This is a genomic window from Archangium sp. (assembly GCF_036388035.1).
GTDB lineage: Bacteria > Myxococcota > Myxococcia > Myxococcales > Myxococcaceae > Archangium.
In genome coordinates this window covers 1-17,606 of record NZ_DASVSO010000814.1, presented here as the reverse complement: position 1 = coordinate 17,606, position 17,606 = coordinate 1, and the positions used below count along the sequence as shown (strand labels likewise).

The window sequence follows — 17,606 nt, the reverse complement described above, 5'->3', positions numbered from 1 at the left end:
GTAGCCGGTCCCCTTGTACTCGGTGAACTTCCCATCCGCGCCCACCACGAAAGCACTCACCGTCTCCTTCGTGTAATCGCGCGGCACGTTCTTCACCCCGGTCTCGATGACCCAGGTGTCATTGTTCACGCCGCCCACCGTGCGGGTGCCCGTGCCCTCGGCGACGAAACCGTCGCTGAAGTGGAGCACCTCGGCGACGATGGCGCCATTCTCCACCACTCCGCCCACGGGCTCGTAGCCAGAGCCGTCCGCCTTGGACCAGTAGAGGGTCGGGCGCGCCACGTTGCCGCTGAAGGGGATGGACACCTTCACCGGCCGCGCGAAGACGGTACCCGAGGGCTCGAAGCGGAAGAGCGCCGAGGCCGGCTTCAGCTCCGCGGGGGGCGCCTCTTCCGCCACCGTCATCGTCACCTGCACGTTGGAGTCGAGCGCCTCGGCCGGAATCCGCAGCGTAGCCCCGTTCGACAGCGACAGCGTGCCGCCCTCGACCGTCACGGTCCGGGTATCAGACGTCACGGGCGTGGGAGGAGGAGGCGTCGGATCCTCTCCCCCCGGGCACCCGGCCGTCACCAGCAGCGCCACGGCCAGCAAGCCCTTCGCGAACTTCCTCGTTGCTACTGCGTACATTACTGCCTCCACGTCATGTTCGACGGCGAACGCTATACTTTTTCAGGAGTGAACACTTCAACAGCTCATAAGACTATTTCAGTAAACACAGAGCCGCCATAAATCATCTAATCCAGGCAAATCCCTCGCCCAGCGCTCCGCGCGCGGATGGGCTCAGCCCTTCGTGGTCTCGCCCTCGACTTCTTCCCACCAGCGGCCCTTGTACTCGGCGGCGCGGGCGATCTGCTCGCGCAGGGCTTCGATCATCTTCGTGTTCCCCTCCTGCACGTAGCCCTCGAGGGCCTCCTGGCACCTGGGCACGCGCTGGAGGAAGTCGCGCAGCCGCTCGAGCGTGAGCTCGGGGGCGTACATGCCGTAGCCCAGCCGCTCCAGGTAGAGCGCGTTGAGCACCTGCTCGAACTGGCCGCCCACGGGCAGCGAGAGCATGGGCTTGTGCAGGTAGACGGCCTCGCTCATGAGCGTGTAGCCCCCGCCGGCCACCACGGCGCGAGCGGTGCGCAGATCGTCGATGAAGCCCTTCTCGCTGAAGGGGCGGTAGAGGAGGTTGCCGTCGCGCACGTCCTCGGTGAGGTCGCGGCGCAGGCCGTAGATGTGGCACGGCAGGCCGCTCTGCTTGAGGATGTCGGGCAGGGCCGTGTTGGTGGTGGAGGTCTGGTAGACGAGCAGGTGCTCGCCGGGCTCGGACTTCGCCTCCAGGATTTCGGGCCGGAGGATGGAGGGCAGGAGCGTGGTGCGCTCCTTGCGGACGGGCGGGTAGAAGAAGGTGGTGACGAGGTAGTGGAAGGCCCCGGGCAGCTTGGACTTCACGATGGCGCGCGTGCCCTCGAAGTCGTCCTCCCAACCGGCGAGCAGCGCCGGGTCATGCTTGCACCGGTTGATGACCTGCATGTTGTCCACGCTGATGACGGGCAGCCGGTGGTTGCGGGCGAAGAGGTAGCTGAAGCTCTCGAAGTCGCTCACCACGACGTCGGGTTTGAACTCCTCCACCAGCTCGAAGTACTGGCGGATGTTCTGCGGCCAGCCCTTCACGGCCCCGGAGACGTTCTGCAGCACCGTCTGCCACTTCTTCACCGAGTTGCCTTCATAGGCGAGGGTGAAGCCCCAGATGCCGTGCACGTTCTCGAAGCGCTTGGCCAGGTAGTCCTTGGCGCGCCCCGAGACGACGATGTGGACCTCGTGCTCCTTGCGGAGCTCCTCGAGCAGCACGCGGGAGCGGGTGGCGTGCCCCATGCCTTCGCCAACGACACCGTAGAGGATTCGCATGGGGCGGCAGCATAACGCGGGATGTGGCGCGGGGGACCCCCACAGCGGTAGCGTGGCGCCCATGCAAGACGTGACGCGCGCCAAGACAGAGGGAAGCCTGGCGGGAGTGGGCCGGGCGGCGATTCTGGGACTGTGCGGCGGAATGCTGCTGGGCGGCCTCTTCCTGCTGGTGCAGGGCCTGCGCACGCGGCTGAGCCCGGTGGACTGCCAGGACCTGTCCGAGCTGGAGTGCGGCTTCCTGCAGGAGACCGCCCTGGAGGTAGGCCGCATGCAGACCGTGGCGGGGGCCGCCCTGCTGGCGCTCGGGGCCTCCGTGGTGGTGCTGGTGCGCTCGCGCGGGCGCTCGGCCTCCGCATAGCACCAGCCAGCCGAGAGGGCGCCGCGCTCCACCGCACTCCGCGTCAAGCAGCCGGACGGACGAGCGGTGTAAGGGGTTTTGCCGACGAGACGTAGACCGGCTAATTACCTCTGGCCTCTATATAAGGCTTCGGTTAGGAGAGGCGCCCTCTTATGCAGCTTGAATCCTTGAAGATGTTTTGTGACGTGGTGGAAACGGGCTCCTTCTCGCGGGCCGCGCAGCTCAACCACGTGACGCAGTCCGCGGTGAGCCAGCAGATCCGCGCCCTGGAGAACCGGTACGAGCAGAAGCTCCTGTCGCGCAGCGCGCGCCAGGTGACGCCGACGCCGGCTGGCGAGCGCCTGTTCCGGGGGTGCAAGGAGATCCTCGCCCGCTTCTCCGAGGTGGAGCAGGAGATCCGCGAGCAGTCGAGCGAGGTGCAGGGCACCACGACGGTGTCCACCATCTACTCGGTGGGCCTGCACGAGCTGCGCAACGTGCAGAAGCAGCTCCTGAAGACGCACCCCAAGGTGAACATGCGCCTGAACTACCGGCGCAACGACCAGGTGTACGACGACGTCATCCTCGGGGCGGCGGAGATTGGCATCGTCGCCTACCCGCAGCCGCGCGCGGGCGTGGACATCCACCCGTTCCGCGATGACCGGTTGGCGGTGGTGTGCGCGCCCAACCACCCGTTCGCCACCAAGGCGAAGGTGAGCCTCACGGCGCTCTCGGGCGTGCCCTTCATCGCCTTCGACCGCGAGGCCCCCACGCGCAAGGCGCTGGACCGGCTCTTCCGCGAGAAGAACCTGGACCTCAACCCGGTGATGGAGATCGACAACGTCGAGACCATCAAGCGCGCGGTGGAGATGGGCATCGGCGTGGCCATCCTCCCCTCGTCCACGGTGGCGGCCGAGGTGGCGCAGAACTCGCTGGTGGCCAAGCCCTTCGCCGAGGGCCCGGTGTCCCGTCCCATCGGCCTGCTCATCCGCAAGGGCAAGTACCTGGACCGCGCCTCGGCCGCGGTGCTCGAGGCCTTCAAGCTCGCCGAGGCGACGATCGACGAGCACTAGCGCGTCGCGCTCAGGCGGCCGTCTCGACCCCCGTGGCGGGCGCCAGTGCCGCCAGCCACGGCGCCAGCAGTCGGGCGCACTCCTCGGGGTGGGTGAAGTACGGGACGTGGCCAACGCCGCGCAGCAGGTGCTGGGGCGTGCCTGGCGGCAGTGAGGCCGCCAGTCGCGCCATCGTGGAGGAAGGCACCAGCACGTCGCGGTCCCCCTGGATGCACACGCACGAGACGGGCAGCTTGCGCAGCTCCGGCGCGGGCAGCTCGCCGCGGACGGCGAAGGCGCGGTGGAGCGTCGTCATCCGCTCCAGGGACGTGGTGGGCACCACCTCGGGCACGCGCTCGGCCGGGATCCGCTTCCACGAGGCCAGGGCCGCCGTCAGCGGACCCGGGCGCCCGAGGACGGCGATGGGCCCCATCAAGGGGATGAGGTGGCCCCTCAACCCCAGGTGCTCGGGCCGGGTGAAGGAGCCGAGGAAGGCCACCCCTCGCGCCGCGCCCGCCGCGGCCAGGTGCGCGGCCACCATGCCCCCGTAGGAGCTGGCCACCACCGCATCCACCGGGCCCGCCGCCGCCAGCACCTGGCGCGCGAGCTCCCCCGCGCCACGGGCCGCGAGCGTCCCCTCGGGGTATTCGACGAGCACGGGCCGGGCCACGGCGGAGAGGTGTTCGGCGAGCGCCTGGAAGCCCGCTCCCCTCGCCCCCAACCCGGGCAGCAGAAGCACCCGGGGCCCCGGGCCTCGACCTGTTTCCGTCAGCTCGACCACTCGACGCATGCGGACTCCTCGCGAACGCGGTCGGAACACCGCCCGTGCGCGGCTTCTGCCCGCGCCTGGAACCTTCCTGGTGTCCGGGCGGGCATTCGTCGGAGTACGTGTACTCAGCACACGGACGCCCCGTCAAAACGCGACGGGGAGCAACCTGGGACTTCGTCCCACTCGCGCCTCGGGGGATGCACTCTCGATGTAAGGAATAAATGAGGGTGTACCGCCAGCACGGGACCCGTCACGTAGTGGAAGGATGGCGGCACCTGGGGGCGCTTCCCGCCGTTGCCCATGATCCGTCCGGTCTACACTTTAGGGCATGAGCGCACCGACCGCAGGTGACGTCATCGGAGGAAAGTGGCGCATCGTCCGTCCGGCCTTCGGCGACGAGCCCGGCTCGGAGTTCCGGGTCGAACCCACTGGAGGAGGAACACCCCGGCGGCTCTCGCTGTGGCGGACGCTCCGGGCACCCGCCTCCGCCGAGCTGGCGCATTTCGGGGACGTCGTGCGCACGGGCGAGCGGACGGGCAACCCCGCGTTCCTCCCCGTGGAGGACGTGGGCTACGACACGGCCCGTGAGGCGCTCTGGATGGTGCGCGAGTGGCGGAATGGAGAGTCCCTGCCCTCGGCGTTGGGAGGGCTGCACCCGATTGGGTTGGATCTCCCCATCCTCCGCTCCCTCACGGAGCAACTGGCGGAGGCGCTCGCCGCGGCCCACGGGGTGGGCGTGGCCCATGGTCGGCTGCGGCCCTCTCGGCTGCTCGTCACGCAGACGAGCCGGGGCGTGCGCCTCTCCGTGCTCGACCTGGGGCTGGAGTCCTTCCGTCGAGAGGACGGGCAGGAGCGGCTGAGGGCGCCCCGGGTGGGCGCGGCCTACCTGGCGCCCGAGCTGGAGCACTCGGGCCCCGTGCGCCCCTCCGCGGATGTCTTCTCCTTCGGGCTCATCGTGCGGGACCTGCTGGCCACCCGGCGGGATGGAGCGTGGAAGGGGCGCTGGGAGCATTGGGTGCAGCGCACCACCGCCCCCAATCCCCACGAGCGCTTCGGCTCCATCCCCGACGCTGTGCGGGCCCTGGTGCCGGTGCTGAAGTCGCTGCCGGATCCCTTCGTGGCCCCGCCGTCGAACTACGAGCCCGGCGGTCCCCCGCGCGACTAGTTATGCGCCACCTCCTGTGACGTGTCCTTGCTAGGGTGCCCCGCCAGGAACGGCTGAAGGAACCCCCTGGATGATCACGTCCATTCAACTCCGGAGCTTCAAGGGCCACCGCGACACCACCGTCCCCCTGGGACGCCTGACCGTGCTCGTGGGCCCGAACGGCACGGGAAAGACCAGTGTGCTCCAGGCGCTCAGCCTGTTGGCCAAGCTGGTGGACGACAAGCCCGCGAAGGTTCTTCGCGACGACATGAGCCCTCAGGATCTCCTGCGCCGTTCGGAACAGGGGCCGATTACTCTCGCCGTGGAGGGGACGGACAACGCGCTGCCCTGGAAGCTCGCCATACAGCTCTCTCAACCACTTCCTGGCCATCACCAAGGAATGAGGGTTGACTGGTCGTATGGAGCGCAGAACGGGTACGAGGACACGATCTCAGTTCCCCTCGCTAGCGAGGTGCCTGAGCTAGAAGCAGAGAAAGTCAGACTCGCATCGCTCGTCAGCCCGGCAGTGCTCTACCATTTCGACGCCCGTCGAATTGCCGCAGCCGCCTATAGCTCCGAGGAGAACCCAGCCCTCGAAGCGGACGGCGGCAACACTGCGGTCGTCCTCGCGGCCCTGAAGCTCGAGCGTGAAGAGGTCTTCGAGCAGATCGAGTCGGAGCTTCGAAGAGTCGTCCCGAGCGTTCAGCGGATTCGCGTCCGGCGGATCAAGATGCCCCAGGGCCTCATGCTGAATACTGAGGAGCGGATCGGCAACAAGGTCTTCATCGACTTCCAAGGTGCCACCGACATCCCAGCCCATGGCGCCAGCGAAGGCACGCTCATCAGCCTCGCGCTCCTGACCGCGCTCTGCAGCCCGAACCGCCCGCGCATCCTGCTGCTCGACGACATCGATCAATCCCTCCATCCCCAGGCACAGATGGAGCTGATGGGAGAGTTGAAGCGCCTGCTCGAGGGCTTCCCGGACGTCCAGCTCGTCGCCACGACGCATTCCCCCTACATCCTCGACGCACTCGAGCCTTCCGACGTCCGTGTGTTCGCCCCGCGCAAGGATGGCTCGGTCGCCTGCCGAAGCCTGTCGGAGCATCCGCAGGCGGAGAAGATGCGCGGAGTCCTCACCGCGGGCCAGCTCTGGAGTCTCGACCCGGAGTGGCGCTGGGTCGCGGGGGAGACGTGAAATGGCGAGGCTCCTCGTCTTCTGTGAGTCCCCCGCCGACTTCGAAACCGTCAAGGGGCTGGTCGATCGTGTCCTCCGGGAACGCGGTCCCGATTGGGTCCGGGAGCTTCTCGAAGGCCCTTCAGAAGAGGCCAAGACAGGGTTCCGGGATTGGGTGCCCGATGGTGAAGGCCGGAACTATTTCGATCTCCACCAGGTGTCGGCCTATGCGAGCCGTCTCAAGCTCCGTGTGCCCCAAGGGCACTTCTCGGGGCAGCCGGGAGCAGCCGGAGCCCTCATGGGACGCACGGCCTTCCACGTAGCCCGCGAGCTCGCACTGAGCGGCACGGAACTCGATGCGGTCCTCCTCGTCTGGGACATGGATGACCAGGGAAAGGACAGACGCATGGGACTGGCCCAAGCCAGCACCTACGCTCGTTCCCTGGACGACATCGACTTCGACATCGTCATCGGCTGTTCCGACCCGATGCGGGAGGCCTGGGTGCTCGCCGGATTCGAGCCCGAAACGGATGCCGAGCGAGCTCGCCTCGCCGCCATGCGCCAGGAGCTTGGATTCAACCCCTGTGACAAGGCACACCAGCTCGATGCGAAGAAGGATGCCAAACGGAGCCCCAAGCGCGTGCTCAAAGCACTTACAGCCAGCGAGCACGACACAGCCGGCGAGCACGAGCGAGAGGTCCGTTGCTGGACGGAAGCGCCCCTCGTGCGACTGCGCGCTCGCGGCATGCACAGCGGACTGACCGCGTTCCTCGACGAAGCCGCAGAGTCGCTGGTTCCACGCCTGAGCGGTGTCTCCCCCAAACCGCCCACCGCGCAGGACTGACGCTCAGTACATCTTGCGCAGGCGCGCGGCGAAGAAGCCGTCCCAGGCCTCGGGGCCCGGCAGCGTGCGCAGGTACGCCTGCTGGAGCGGCAGCTTCACCGCCTCGTGCAGCACCGGCGGCTCCGCCGTCCACTCCGGGTGGCTGCGCAGGAACATCTCCACCTGATCCTGCCCCTCCTGCGGCTCGGACGTGCACACCGCGTACACCAGCAGCCCTCCGGGTGGCACCGACTCCTGGCAGTTCTCCAGGATGCGCCGCTGCAACACCGCCAGCCGCCCGATGTCCTCCGGCTTGCGCCGGTAGCGCAGCTCCGGGTGTCGGCGCAGCGTCCCCAGCCCCGAGCACGGCGCGTCCACCAGCAACGCGTGGAACTCGCCCCACTCCTCCGGGTAGGGCTGCGAGGCATCGTGCGCCTTGGCCGTCAGCCGCACGGAGACGCCCAGCCGCTTCGCCTCGGACTCGATCTTCCGCAGCTTGTTGGCGTGGAGGTCCGTGGCCACCACCTCGTGCTTCTCGGCCAGGTGGCACGCCTTGCCGCCCGGAGCCGCACACGCATCCAGCACCCGCGCCGTCTCCGGGATGTCCCCGTACACACCCACCAGTTGCGCCGCCTCGTCCTGCACCTGCCACAGGCCCTCGGCGTAGCCGTACACGTCCTCCAGCCGCCCCAAGGGGGGTAGCACGATGCCCACCGGCGACACCGCCGTGGGCCGCACCTCCAGCCCCGTCTCGCGCAACTGCTCCAGCAGCGCGTCGCGCGTCCCCTTGGCGCTGTTGGTGCGAATCACCACCGGGGGCGTCTGGTTGTTGGCCACCAGCATCGACTCGGCGCGCTCTCGGCCGAACTGGCGCACCCAGCGCTCCACCAGCCACTTCGGGTGGCTCTCGCGCACCGACAGGTGCTCGATGGGGTCTGCCTCCGGCGGCAGCGGCTGCGAGGGCAGCGAGGACAGCTTGCGCAGGATGGCGTTGGTGAAGCCCGCGGCGCGCGCGAGCCCCACGTCCTTGAGCGCCTGCACCGTCTCGGCCACCGCCGCGCGCGCGGGCACCCGCGTGTAGAAGAGCTGGTAGGCCCCGATGCGCAGCGCGGCCAGGACCTTGTCCTCCAGCGCCTCCAGCTTGCGATCCGCGAAGCGGGTGATGGCGTAGTCCAGCGCGAGCTGCCGGCGGGTGGCCCCGTAGGACAGCTCGGTGGCGAGCCCCGTGTCCCGGGGATCCGCCGGAGGCGACTCGGAGAGCACCGTGTCGAGGACGACGTTGAGGTACGCCTCGGTGGCCCGGACACGACTCAGAACCTGGATGGCGATGACGCGCGCGTTCATCCTTCCCCTCTCACCTTTCCAACCGGGTCATCATGTCCACCAGTTGCGTGTCCGACAGCTTGCTCGCGGCCATGGCGGAGAGGGTGAGCTGCTGAAGGCAGTCCTCCAGCAAGTCCCGGTAGCCGCTCTCCGCCGGAGCCCCGCGCTCCACCTCGGTCCACTGCGTGCGCGCCCAGGTGGCCAGCTCGGCGGGCGTCAGCCGACCCGCGAGCCGATCGGCGATCTTCTGCCGCACCAGCGCCCGGGAGAGGACGTTCGCCGCGGGCGACCCCTGCGCGCCCTTCACCTTGCGGCCCAGCGTCTTCGAGGGCGAGGCGGCAGCGGCCGGCGCCTCCACCTTGCGGCCCAGCGTCTTGTTCGCCCCACCCGCCGTGCGCGCCGGGGACTTCTCCCGAGGCGTCTCCTGCTTCCGGCGGCCGAGCGTCTTCACCTGCCCCTGCCCCTCCTCGGCCTCCTCGTCCTCGGCGGCCGCTTCCTCGCCCTCCTCCTCGTCCCCTTCCGTCAGCTCCCCGGCGAGGTCCCCGCTCGCGAAGCGCTCCAGCGCCTCGAGGTACGAGTGGAAGCCCTGGCCCTCGATGGTGGCGGCGCACGCCTCGGCCACCACGGACTCCCGCTCGCCGAGCCGCTCCAGGTACACCTCGAGGGCGGGCACGCCCACCGCCTCCAGCGCCTCCCTCAGCGGGTAGGAGCCGAAGAGCCCCGCGGGGCTCACCACCACGCCGTCCAGCCGTGAGCGCTCGGCGTGAAGGGTGTCGATGAGGACGCCCTCGTGGTTGGACTGCACCACCTTCAGCTCCAGCCCCAGCTCCGTGGCCCGGGCCCCCAGGGCGGCATCGAGGTCCGCCAACCGCCCTCCCTGTCGGCCCTCCCGCTCGCCGAGCAGGTTCAGGTTGGGCCCGTGCAGCACCAACAGCCTCTTGCCCATGTCGCGTGTCCTCTCCTACGTGTCGAAGGGCCGGCTTCCCGGCGCCAGCTTGCGGCCCGCGAGGAACTCGCCCGCCGTCATCACCCGCTTGCCCTCGGGCTGCACCTCCACCAGCACCAGCGAGCCCTCCTGGCACGCCACCTCCAGCCCCTGCGGCCCCGCGGACACCACCGTGCCCGGCTCGCCCCTCCCCTCCCCCACCCTCGCCCGGTGCACCTTCAGCAGCTTGCCCTCCAACGAGGTGAAGGCCCCCGGCCACGGCGTGAAGGCGCGCAGCCGCCGCTCCAGCTCCACCGCCGGCCGCTTGAAGTCGAGCTTCCCGTCTTCCTTCTGGATGATGGGGGCGAGCACCATGCCCTCCGAGGGCTGCGCCACCGCCTTCAGCTCGCCGCGCAGGTACGCGGGGAGGCACTCGCGCAGCAGCTCCCCACCCAGCTTGGAGAGCTTGTCGTGCAGGCTGGCACTCGTCTCGTCCGGGGCGATGGGCAGGCGCTTCTCGGCCAGCACGGGGCCGGTGTCGAGCCCCTCATCCATCACCATCAGCGCCACGCCCGTCTCCTGGTCCCCATGGGCGATGGCCCACTGGATGGGGGCGGCGCCCCGGAAGCGCGGCAGCAGCGAGGCGTGGACGTTGAGGCACCCCTTCACCGGCGTCTCCAGCAGGTCCTTGGGGAGAATCTTCCCGTAGGCCGTCACCACGGCGACGTCCGGGTTGAGCTTGCGCAGTTCCTCGGAGAAGGGAGGCGTGCGCAGCTTCTGGGGCTGGAGCACGGGCACCCCGCGCTCGAGCGCGTACGCCTTCACCGGGGAGATGGCGAGCGCCTGGCCTCGGCCCTTGGGCTTGTCCGGCTGGGTGACGACGGCCACCACGTCTCCGATGTCGAAGAGGGCGGCCAGGGAGGGCACGGCGAACTCGGGCGTGCCCATGAAGACGATGCGGGGGCGGGTCATGGGTTCGGTCTTCTCCAGCACCAGGGCCGCTCAGGCAACGGACTTCAGCGCGCCCGAGGTAGGACCTTCGATGGCCTGACGTTTGCGGGCCCGAATGGAGTTGAGGATGCTGATGGCGGCCTGGGCGTCCTGGGTGGTGGCCAGTGGCTCCAGGGCCTCGACGACCTCCAGGAGCAGCCGCGCCTCCTCGGCCTCGCGCTCGCGGATGCGGTCCACGGCATTGCTGAGGCGGTCGAAGAAGCCGCGCAACTCGTCCTTCTTGCGCAGCGGGCGCATGCGCGGGTAGCGGCCGGCGGCGAGCGTCGCGATGTAGAGGCCCATCACGTAGATGGGGCCCGCCACGCGGTGGGTGAGCATGAGCCCGAAGAGGGCCATCAGCCCCGCCACGCCCAGCGTGCCCAGCCCGATGAGCCACAGCAGCGTCTCGCTGCTGGCGGCGAGCACCTCGGGGGAAGCACCGCTCTCCACCGCGGCCCGGTGCGTCCGGTACGCCAGCACGCCCACGAGCAACACCCCTCCTCCGCCGAGCGCGGCGAGCCGGAGGATGTACCGGAGTTGGAAACCGGCATCGATCAGATATTTCCGGCGCACGACATGCGGGCGCTGGGAAGGTTGAGTATCGACGGACATGGCGTTGAGCAGCGTACTCCAATCTCCCGGGTCGGTTTGCTCCTTCCGACAGGACGGGTTTACGACGGAACGCGAGTACAACCCGTCATGCCCCGGGGGGCCACATGTCTCGCCTACCTTCCGCGTCGAGCCTCGCGCTCGTGCTCCTGCTGTCCCTCTCCGGGTGCAAGGGAGACCCGACCACGCCAGCCCACTGGGAGAAGAGCCTGGGCAAGGCCCGGCGGGCGCAGGACAAGATCCGGGTGCTGGAGACCCTGCGCGGCTCGGGCCATCTCAACGCGAGCTTCCTGCCCCTGCTGCACGAGCGGCTGAAGGAGGAGGGCAAGCCGGAGGTGAGGGCGGCGCTGGCGCGTGTCCTCGGTGACATGAAGAGCCCCGAGTCGGTGGGCCCGCTGTCGGACGCGCTGGACCTGGGGGCGACGGACTCGGCCGCCACCCTGATGAACAAGGAGCTGGCGGCGGCGCTGGGAGAGATTGGCGACCCCAAGGCGGCGCCCGCGCTGATGAAGATGTTGAAGGCCCGGGACAACTTCACCCGCATCGAGGCCGTGGACGCGCTGGGGCGGATGCGCGTGCCCGAGGCGGTGGAGCCGCTCATCCAGATGGCCACGGACGAGGGGGTGGAGCCCTTCCTGAACAAGAAGGCCATCGAGGCGCTGGGGCGCATCGGGGACGCGCGGGCGGTGCCGGTGCTGGTGCGGATGATGACGAAGGAGCGCCCGGGGGTGTCCTTCTACGGCGAGAGCGCGTTCTCGCTCTTCCAGCTGGGCAAGCCGGCGGCGGACGCACTGCTGCCCGCGCTGGAGGGGAAGGACGCGGAGCTGTCGCGCTGGATGCAGCAGAACAAGATCAACCCCGCGAGCTACACCTTCAAGGCGGCCGAGGTGCTGGGCCACCTGCGGGAGCACCGGGCGGAAGCCATGCTGGTGCAGCAGCTCGCCTTCAAGCACGAGGACGCGCGAATCCAGGCCATGGTGCGGATGCGCGCGGCGGACGCCCTGGCGCGGATGCGCTCGGCCGCGGCGGTGAAGCCGCTGACGGCGATGGCGGCCGAGCCGGACGCCACGGTCCGACAGGCGTACACGTATGCGCTGGGACTGCTGGGCGGGCGCGAGGCGCTACCGGCCCTGGAGAAGGCGGCGGGCCAGGGGGACTGGTACGCGCGAGAGGCCTCCATCGAGGGGCTGACGATGCTGGGGGACGAGCGGGAGCTGCCGGCGCTGGCGAAGCTGATGGCGGCGGAGCCGGCGAGGACGGCGGCCGAGTGCCAGGAGTACGGAGGCGAGGGCTGCGGAGACCCAGCGGCGCTGGCGAAGACGCGGGCGGAGACGATCGCCAGGCACGGCAAGCGGCTGGAGGCGGCGAAGGCATGCGGGGCGGACGCGGGCTGCTGGGCGAAGAAGCTGGAGGACGCGGACAAGGGCGTGGTGGAGCGCGCGGCGCTGGAGGTGGGGCGCGGCAAGTCGGCGGCGCACGTGGGGGCGCTGCTGGCACGCATGACGGAGCGGGACCTGAACGCGCGGCAGGCGCTCATCCTCGGGGTGGAGTGGCTGCTGGAGGACTCGAAGGAGGCGGCGACGCAGGCCCGGAGCGCGCTGCCCTCGCTGGAGAAGCAGCTCACCGAGGAGAAGGGGCGCTCGGAGTTCGTGCTCGTGAACGAAGACCTGCGGCGACTGGTGGCCCGGCTGCACCCGCGGAAGACCTGAGAGGGATTGAAGCCAGACACGGGGTGCTACGGCTGTTCAGCTCCCCCTGATTCCGGGGGGGGCTCGGGAAGCCAGAGCACCTCCAGCTCCAGCTCGATGGCATCGAAGGGCGCGGCCCGGACGCGCTCGTTCCCCGACCAGGAGCCCAGCTCCAACCACCGCCCGTCATGGAGCTGGAAGACCTCGAGCGTGCGGCCTACGGGATCCACCAGCCACACGTACTCGACACCTTCGCGCGCGTAGATGTGCTTCTTGCGCACGCGATCGAGTCCCGCCGTGGAGGGGGAGAGCACCTCACAGACCCAATCCGGTGCGAGGGTGAGGTAGGGCACCCGGGGCATGGTGGGGAGGCGCGTGCGCCGCCAGCCCGCGATGTCCGGGACGAGCACGTCCTTGCCCAGGTGGAGCTCGGGCTCGAAGGCAATCCACCATCCCCCAGGACCTCCCCGCCCTCGATGGAAGGGACCATAGAGTTCCCCTCCCAATGCGAAGTTGGCGTTGAAGTGGTCACTCGCGGGACGGGGTGACGTGATGAGTTCCCCCGCGATGATCTGCCCCAGCTGGTTCGCGGGGAGCGCGACGAGATCCGCGTAGGTCGCCTCACCCTTCGACTCGGGTCTCATCTCGGAAGCTCCTGTCTCGGACCGTCAGAACCGTCAACCCACCTTACGCACGGGAGGCGCGTCCCCGCCACCCAACCCCTCTTCATCGGGAGCCCCGGGCGCGGGCTCATCCTCGAGACGGTGAGCGGCTGCCTCCTCGCGACCTTCGGAGGCCCGTCCAAAGCGTCGACCTGCACTTTCGTCACCTGTCCGTGACGGAGTTGAGCAGGCGCGGGACCGTACGCCCGGAAAAACACACCGCGTCCATAACCCATCGCTTTTACCAAAGGGTCCATGCTGATTTATCTGTTTTTTCTTTAAGCACTCCGGCCCCATATATGAATTCGCTTCGGGCAACTCCGCCCGGGGACGACGCCGCGACCGGCACTCGACTCCATGGACGACCGCGACCTCGACTCCTCCTCCGCAACACCCCCTGGGCCTCCCATGAGCAGTGACGCTCCTGACACCGGCGGCCAGCAGGCCTCCGCTCCCGTGCACCTCGATGCACCCGCCATGCAGCTGCTCGAGCCCCTGCTCATCGAGCTGGCGCACACCGCGGGCATCCAGCCGAGCACCAGCACCGCACAGGCCTCGCTCCTGGATGCCTCGCGGCAGTGCTCCGGCCCCCTCTCCGAGAGCTGGAGCCAGCGTCTCCAGCACGCCGGGCAGGCGCTCGGCCTCACCCTCTCCTCCGTGCGGCGTTCCCCTGAGGAGCTCCTCGGCCAGGGCAGCCGCCAGGGGCCACTCGGCACCGTGTGCGTTTCGGAGGGGAGCGCCTCGTGGCTGCTGATCGCCGAGTGGGCACCGGAGCGTGTGCTCGTCCACTCCAACCTGCTGCCCGAGGGGCAGGCGTGGATGAGCCGCGAGGAACTTTCGCGTCTGCTTGCCCCCTGGGCGACGCAATCCCTCACCTGGGTGCTCGCCGAGGAGTCCGAGCCCATCCACGCCCTGCGCGCCACGGAGGGAGCCCCTCAGCAGCCCCTCACGCCCTTCGCCCGGCTGCGCTCGCTGGTGCGCCTGGAGGCCGCGGACGTGCGGGCCGTGGTGATGTACGCGGTGGGTGTCGGGCTCTTCGCCCTCACCACGCCCATCGCCGTCCAGTCGCTCGTCAACACCGTGGCCTTCGGCGCCCTGCTCCAGCCGCTGGTGGTGCTGAGCATCCTGCTGCTCGGCGGCCTGGTGTTCGCCGGGGCTCTCCGGGCCATGCAGAACTGGGTGGTGGAGCTCCTCCAGCAGCGCGTCTTCATCCGCGTCGTCAGCGATCTCAGCCACCGGCTGCCCCGCGTCCAGACGCGGGCCTTCGACCGCGCCCACGGGCCCGAGCTCGTCAACCGCTTCTTCGACGTGGTCACCGTCCAGAAGGCCAGCTCGACGCTGCTGCTCGAGGGCCTCTCCGTGGTGCTCCAGGCGAGCATCGGCCTGTTGATGCTGGCCTTCTACCACCCGCTGCTGCTGGCCTTCGACTTCTTCCTCCTGCTGGCCCTCGCCGGCATCATCTTCGGGTTCGGACACGCGGCCGCCTCGGCGGGCATCAAGGAGTCCAAGGCCAAGTACGCCGTGGCGGCCTGGCTCCAGGAGCTGGCGCGCCACCCCATCGCCTTCCGCCAGCACGGCGGGAGCGCCCACGCCCTGCGGCGCACCGACGAGCTCGCCCGCGACTACCTCGGCGCCCGGCGCAAGCACTTCAAGTACCTCTTCCGGCAGATCCTCGGGGCGCTCGGCCTCCAGGCGGTGGCCAGCGCGCTGCTGCTCGGGCTCGGCGGCTGGCTCGTCATCAACCGCCAGCTCACCCTGGGCCAGCTCGTCGCCGCCGAGCTCATCGTCACCGCGGTGGTGGCCGCCATCGCCAAGTTCGGCAAGCACCTGGAGGCGTACTACGACCTGCTCGCGTCCATGGACAAGCTCGGCCAGCTCGTGGACCTGCCGCTGGAGCCGGACACCGGCGAGAGCGTCCCCCCGCGCCCCGGGCCCGCGGCCCTGCGGCTCGACGGGCTCGCCTTCCACTACCGCGAGGACGCGCCCGTGCTGCGCGGCGCCAGCCTCGAGGTGCGGGCCGGCGAGAAGGTGGCCATCACCGGCGCCACCGCCGGCGGCAAGAGCACCCTCGTCGACCTCCTCTACGGCCTGCGCGCTCCCTCGCGGGGGCGCATCCTGCTCGACGGGTTGGACCTCCGGGATGTCTCGCTCGCCTCGCTGCGCCGCGACGTGGCGCTCGTCAAGGCGCCGGAGATCTTCGCCGGCACGCTCGTGGACAACGTCCGGATGGGACAGCCCGAGCTGCCGCTGAGCGAGGTGCGCCGGGCGCTGGAGGCCGTCGGCCTGGGAGAGCTGCTCGCCCGGCTCCCCGAAGGGCTCCACACGGAGCTCACCACCGGAGGCCTGCCCCTGTCCTCGGGCCAGGTGGCGCAGCTCCACCTCGCGCGCGCGCTCGTGCTGCGCCCGCGCCTGCTCGTCCTCGACGAGGCGTTGGACGCCCTCGACTCACGGGCGCGCGAGCACGTGCTCGAGACGCTGCTGGCCGAGGACGCGCCCTGGACCCTGCTCCTCATCACCCGCAACCCCGAGCTGCTCGAGCGCTGCACGCGTGCCTACGAGCTGCTCGACGGCCAGCTGTGCCCGCTCGACCCCGCGCGGCAGCCGCGGGTGGCCAACCTCTCCTGAGTCCGAAACCACGATCATGACGATGCCCTCTTCCCGAAATGGCAGTACCCCCGCCGAGCTGCCCGCCATGCGTCTCGTGCGGCACTCGACCCGGGTGGCGCGCACGGTGGCCCGGCTCCTGCTGCTCGCCCTGCTGCTCGCCGCGATCGGGCTGCTGGTGGCCCCCTGGCAGCAGAACGTCACCGGCCAGGGCCGCGTCATCGCCTACGCGCCGCTGGAGCGTCAGCAGTCCATCCAGGCCCCCATCGCCGGGCGCATCACGAACTGGGCCGTCCAGGAGGGCTCGCGCGTGAAGGAGGGAGACTTGATCGTCGAGCTGTCCGACAACGACGCGGACCTGATGACGCGCCTTCAGGAGCAGCGCACCGCCATCGAGGCCCGCATGAGCGCCGCCCAGAGCCAGATGATGGCCTACGAGTCCCGCGTGGACGCCCTGCGCTCCTCGCGCGCGTCGAGCATCGACGCGGCGGGCTCGCGCGTGCGCATGGTGCAGGAGCGCATCCGCGCCGCCGAGCAGTCCCTCGCCGCGGCCGAGGTGGCGCGTGAGACGGCCCGGCTCAACCTGGAGCGGCAGCGGGCCATGCACCGGGACGGCCTGACCGCCACCCGCAGCCTGGAGCTCGCCCAGCTCGAGCACACCAAGGCGACCACCGACGCCGAGAGCGCTCGCGCCAGCCTGAGCGCCGCCCAGAACGAGCTCGGGGCGCTCAGCTCCGACCGCCAGCGCATCCAGACCGATGCCGACGCCCTCATCAACGACGGGCTCGCCAAGTACGAGTACGCCAAGGCGGATCTGGCCAAGGAGCGCATCGAGCTGGCGAAGCTGGAGAGCACCATGGCCCGCCAGGCCACCCAGCAGGTGCGGGCCCCGCGCGCCGGCACCATCCTCCGGCTCGTGGCCCGGCAGGGCGCCGAGGTGGTCAAGGCCGGTGACACCCTCGCCGTCCTGGTGCCCGACACCGTCTCCAGCGCCGTGGAGCTCTACGTCCACGGCAACGACGCCCCGCTCATCTCTCCGGGCCGCCCCGTGCGCCTCCAGTTCGAGGGCTGGCCCGCCGTCCAGTTCGCCGGCTGGCCCTCGGTGGCCGTGGGCACCTTCGGAGGCACCGTGGCCTTCGTCGACGCGGCCGATGACGGGCGTGGCAAGTTCCGCATCGTCGTGGTGCCCGACAAGGGCGAGCAGTGGCCCTCCAACCGCTTCCTGCGCCAGGGCGTGCGCGCCAACGGGTGGGTCCTCCTGGATGAGGTCCGCCTCGGCTACGAGCTGTGGCGCCAGTTCAACGGCTTCCCCCCTGCCCTCTCCGCGTCCGAGGCGGGCTGGGGCGAGCCGGAGAAGTCCGGCGGCAAGTCGGACGACAAGGGCAAGGACGACGCGTCGGGGGAGAAGTCTTGAGCCTGTCGCGCGGACACTCCGCCCTCCTGCTCCTCCTGCTGGGGGTGACGGGCCTGTCTCCCCGCGCGCACGCCGAGGCCCCGCTCACGCTCGAGGAGGTGCTCGACTCCGTGCGCGAGCAGCACCCGCGGATGGAGGCCGCCCGGCAGGGCGTGGCCACCGCCGAGGCCGAGCTGCTGTCCGCGGAGGGCGGCTTCGACAC

Annotated in this window: 17 protein-coding genes; 9 read left to right on the top strand and 8 right to left on the bottom strand. The window is 70.0% G+C overall.

The features are described 5' to 3' along the window. A partial coding sequence (locus VF697_RS33660; protein WP_331101452.1) for a hypothetical protein occupies positions 1-627 on the bottom strand: 627 nt, incomplete at its 3' end. 153 nt (positions 628-780) lie between these two features. Continuing rightward, positions 781-1,890 (bottom strand): MJ1255/VC2487 family glycosyltransferase, encoded by a 1,110-nt coding sequence (locus tag VF697_RS33655; protein ID WP_331101451.1) that lies wholly within the window; start codon positions 1,888-1,890, stop codon positions 781-783. A 61-nt stretch (positions 1,891-1,951) separates the two neighbouring features. Here VF697_RS33655 and VF697_RS33650 point away from each other — a divergent pair, with 61 nt between their 5' ends. Together VF697_RS33650 and VF697_RS33645 are read left to right on the top strand one after the other, a co-directional pair. After that, the gene (locus VF697_RS33650) at positions 1,952-2,248 is read left to right on the top strand and encodes a hypothetical protein (protein ID WP_331101449.1); all 297 of its coding nucleotides are present in this window, start codon (positions 1,952-1,954) and stop codon (positions 2,246-2,248) included. 152 nt (positions 2,249-2,400) lie between these two features. Further along, complete coding sequence (locus VF697_RS33645; RefSeq protein WP_331101447.1) at positions 2,401-3,300, top strand: LysR family transcriptional regulator; 900 nt, start codon at positions 2,401-2,403, stop codon at positions 3,298-3,300. A gap of 10 nt (positions 3,301-3,310) precedes the next feature. On the opposite strand, the gene VF697_RS33640 is transcribed toward VF697_RS33645, so the two are convergent. After that, positions 3,311-4,069, bottom strand: a complete 759-nt coding sequence (locus VF697_RS33640; RefSeq protein WP_331101445.1) for an alpha/beta hydrolase — start codon at positions 4,067-4,069, stop codon at positions 3,311-3,313. 307 nt (positions 4,070-4,376) lie between these two features. On the opposite strand from VF697_RS33640, the gene VF697_RS33635 reads away from it, so the two are divergent. The 3 genes from VF697_RS33635 (at position 4,377) to VF697_RS33625 (ending at position 7,210) form a co-directional block, all read left to right on the top strand. Continuing rightward, positions 4,377-5,213, top strand: a complete 837-nt coding sequence (locus VF697_RS33635; protein ID WP_331101443.1) for a protein kinase domain-containing protein — start codon at positions 4,377-4,379, stop codon at positions 5,211-5,213. Positions 5,214-5,283: 70 nt separating this feature from the next. Beyond that, entirely contained in the window at positions 5,284-6,387 is a 1,104-nt protein-coding gene (locus tag VF697_RS33630) for an AAA family ATPase (RefSeq protein ID WP_331101441.1), read from the top strand. A gap of 1 nt (position 6,388) precedes the next feature. Next, positions 6,389-7,210 (top strand): hypothetical protein, encoded by an 822-nt coding sequence (locus VF697_RS33625; protein ID WP_331101440.1) that lies wholly within the window; start codon positions 6,389-6,391, stop codon positions 7,208-7,210. 3 nt (positions 7,211-7,213) lie between these two features. Here VF697_RS33625 and rsmB read toward each other — a convergent pair whose 3' ends face one another. The 4 genes from rsmB to VF697_RS33605 are packed head-to-tail and all read right to left on the bottom strand — an operon-like array spanning position 7,214 to position 11,039. Continuing rightward, entirely contained in the window at positions 7,214-8,533 is a 1,320-nt protein-coding gene (gene rsmB / locus VF697_RS33620) for a 16S rRNA (cytosine(967)-C(5))-methyltransferase RsmB (protein ID WP_331101439.1), read from the bottom strand. Positions 8,534-8,543: 10 nt separating this feature from the next. Further along, complete coding sequence (locus VF697_RS33615; RefSeq protein ID WP_331101438.1) at positions 8,544-9,458, bottom strand: type II 3-dehydroquinate dehydratase; 915 nt, start codon at positions 9,456-9,458, stop codon at positions 8,544-8,546. Between the two features lie 15 nt (positions 9,459-9,473). Continuing rightward, on the bottom strand, positions 9,474-10,409 hold the full coding sequence (fmt, locus tag VF697_RS33610; protein WP_331101437.1) for a methionyl-tRNA formyltransferase: 936 nt from the start codon (positions 10,407-10,409) through the stop codon (positions 9,474-9,476). 30 nt (positions 10,410-10,439) lie between these two features. Continuing rightward, positions 10,440-11,039, bottom strand: a complete 600-nt coding sequence (locus tag VF697_RS33605) for a signal protein (protein ID WP_331101435.1) — start codon at positions 11,037-11,039, stop codon at positions 10,440-10,442. A gap of 104 nt (positions 11,040-11,143) precedes the next feature. Here VF697_RS33605 and VF697_RS33600 point away from each other — a divergent pair, with 104 nt between their 5' ends. Continuing rightward, positions 11,144-12,745: a HEAT repeat domain-containing protein gene (locus tag VF697_RS33600; RefSeq protein ID WP_331101433.1), complete on the top strand. Its 1,602-nt coding sequence runs from the start codon at positions 11,144-11,146 to the stop codon at positions 12,743-12,745. A 26-nt stretch (positions 12,746-12,771) separates the two neighbouring features. Here the strand turns inward: VF697_RS33600 and VF697_RS33595 are convergent, their stop codons facing one another. After that, positions 12,772-13,368, bottom strand: a complete 597-nt coding sequence (locus VF697_RS33595; protein WP_331101431.1) for a Uma2 family endonuclease — start codon at positions 13,366-13,368, stop codon at positions 12,772-12,774. Between the two features lie 426 nt (positions 13,369-13,794). On the opposite strand from VF697_RS33595, the gene VF697_RS33590 reads away from it, so the two are divergent. The 3 genes from VF697_RS33590 to VF697_RS33580 all read left to right on the top strand — a co-directional run. After that, positions 13,795-16,011 carry a peptidase domain-containing ABC transporter gene (locus tag VF697_RS33590; RefSeq protein WP_331101430.1) on the top strand — a complete coding sequence of 739 codons (2,217 nt, stop codon included), beginning with the start codon at positions 13,795-13,797 and terminating at the stop codon, positions 16,009-16,011. A gap of 22 nt (positions 16,012-16,033) precedes the next feature. Further along, positions 16,034-17,404 carry an HlyD family secretion protein gene (locus VF697_RS33585; RefSeq protein WP_331101428.1) on the top strand — a complete coding sequence of 457 codons (1,371 nt, stop codon included), beginning with the start codon at positions 16,034-16,036 and terminating at the stop codon, positions 17,402-17,404. Further along, positions 17,401-17,606: hypothetical protein (locus VF697_RS33580; protein WP_331101427.1), on the top strand; the 206-nt coding region annotated here is incomplete at its 3' end. The genes VF697_RS33585 and VF697_RS33580, both read left to right, overlap by 4 nt.

Excerpts from the sequence above, each read along its gene's own strand:
- VF697_RS33630 (WP_331101441.1), top strand. The coding sequence starts at position 5,284 with ATGATCACGTCCATTCAACTCCGGAGCTTCAAGGGCCACCGCGACACC.
- VF697_RS33635 (WP_331101443.1), top strand. The coding sequence starts at position 4,377 with ATGAGCGCACCGACCGCAGGTGACGTCATCGGAGGAAAGTGGCGCATC.
- VF697_RS33615 (WP_331101438.1), bottom strand. The coding sequence starts at position 9,458 with ATGGGCAAGAGGCTGTTGGTGCTGCACGGGCCCAACCTGAACCTGCTC.
- VF697_RS33650 (WP_331101449.1), top strand. The coding sequence starts at position 1,952 with ATGCAAGACGTGACGCGCGCCAAGACAGAGGGAAGCCTGGCGGGAGTG.
- VF697_RS33655 (WP_331101451.1), bottom strand. The coding sequence starts at position 1,890 with ATGCGAATCCTCTACGGTGTCGTTGGCGAAGGCATGGGGCACGCCACC.
- VF697_RS33590 (WP_331101430.1), top strand. The coding sequence starts at position 13,795 with ATGAGCAGTGACGCTCCTGACACCGGCGGCCAGCAGGCCTCCGCTCCC.
- VF697_RS33645 (WP_331101447.1), top strand. The coding sequence starts at position 2,401 with ATGCAGCTTGAATCCTTGAAGATGTTTTGTGACGTGGTGGAAACGGGC.
- rsmB (WP_331101439.1), bottom strand. The coding sequence starts at position 8,533 with ATGAACGCGCGCGTCATCGCCATCCAGGTTCTGAGTCGTGTCCGGGCC.
- VF697_RS33585 (WP_331101428.1), top strand. The coding sequence starts at position 16,034 with ATGCCCTCTTCCCGAAATGGCAGTACCCCCGCCGAGCTGCCCGCCATG.
- VF697_RS33605 (WP_331101435.1), bottom strand. The coding sequence starts at position 11,039 with ATGTCCGTCGATACTCAACCTTCCCAGCGCCCGCATGTCGTGCGCCGG.
- VF697_RS33625 (WP_331101440.1), top strand. The coding sequence starts at position 6,389 with ATGGCGAGGCTCCTCGTCTTCTGTGAGTCCCCCGCCGACTTCGAAACC.
- VF697_RS33640 (WP_331101445.1), bottom strand. The coding sequence starts at position 4,069 with ATGCGTCGAGTGGTCGAGCTGACGGAAACAGGTCGAGGCCCGGGGCCC.
- VF697_RS33595 (WP_331101431.1), bottom strand. The coding sequence starts at position 13,368 with ATGAGACCCGAGTCGAAGGGTGAGGCGACCTACGCGGATCTCGTCGCG.
- VF697_RS33600 (WP_331101433.1), top strand. The coding sequence starts at position 11,144 with ATGTCTCGCCTACCTTCCGCGTCGAGCCTCGCGCTCGTGCTCCTGCTG.
- fmt (WP_331101437.1), bottom strand. The coding sequence starts at position 10,409 with ATGACCCGCCCCCGCATCGTCTTCATGGGCACGCCCGAGTTCGCCGTG.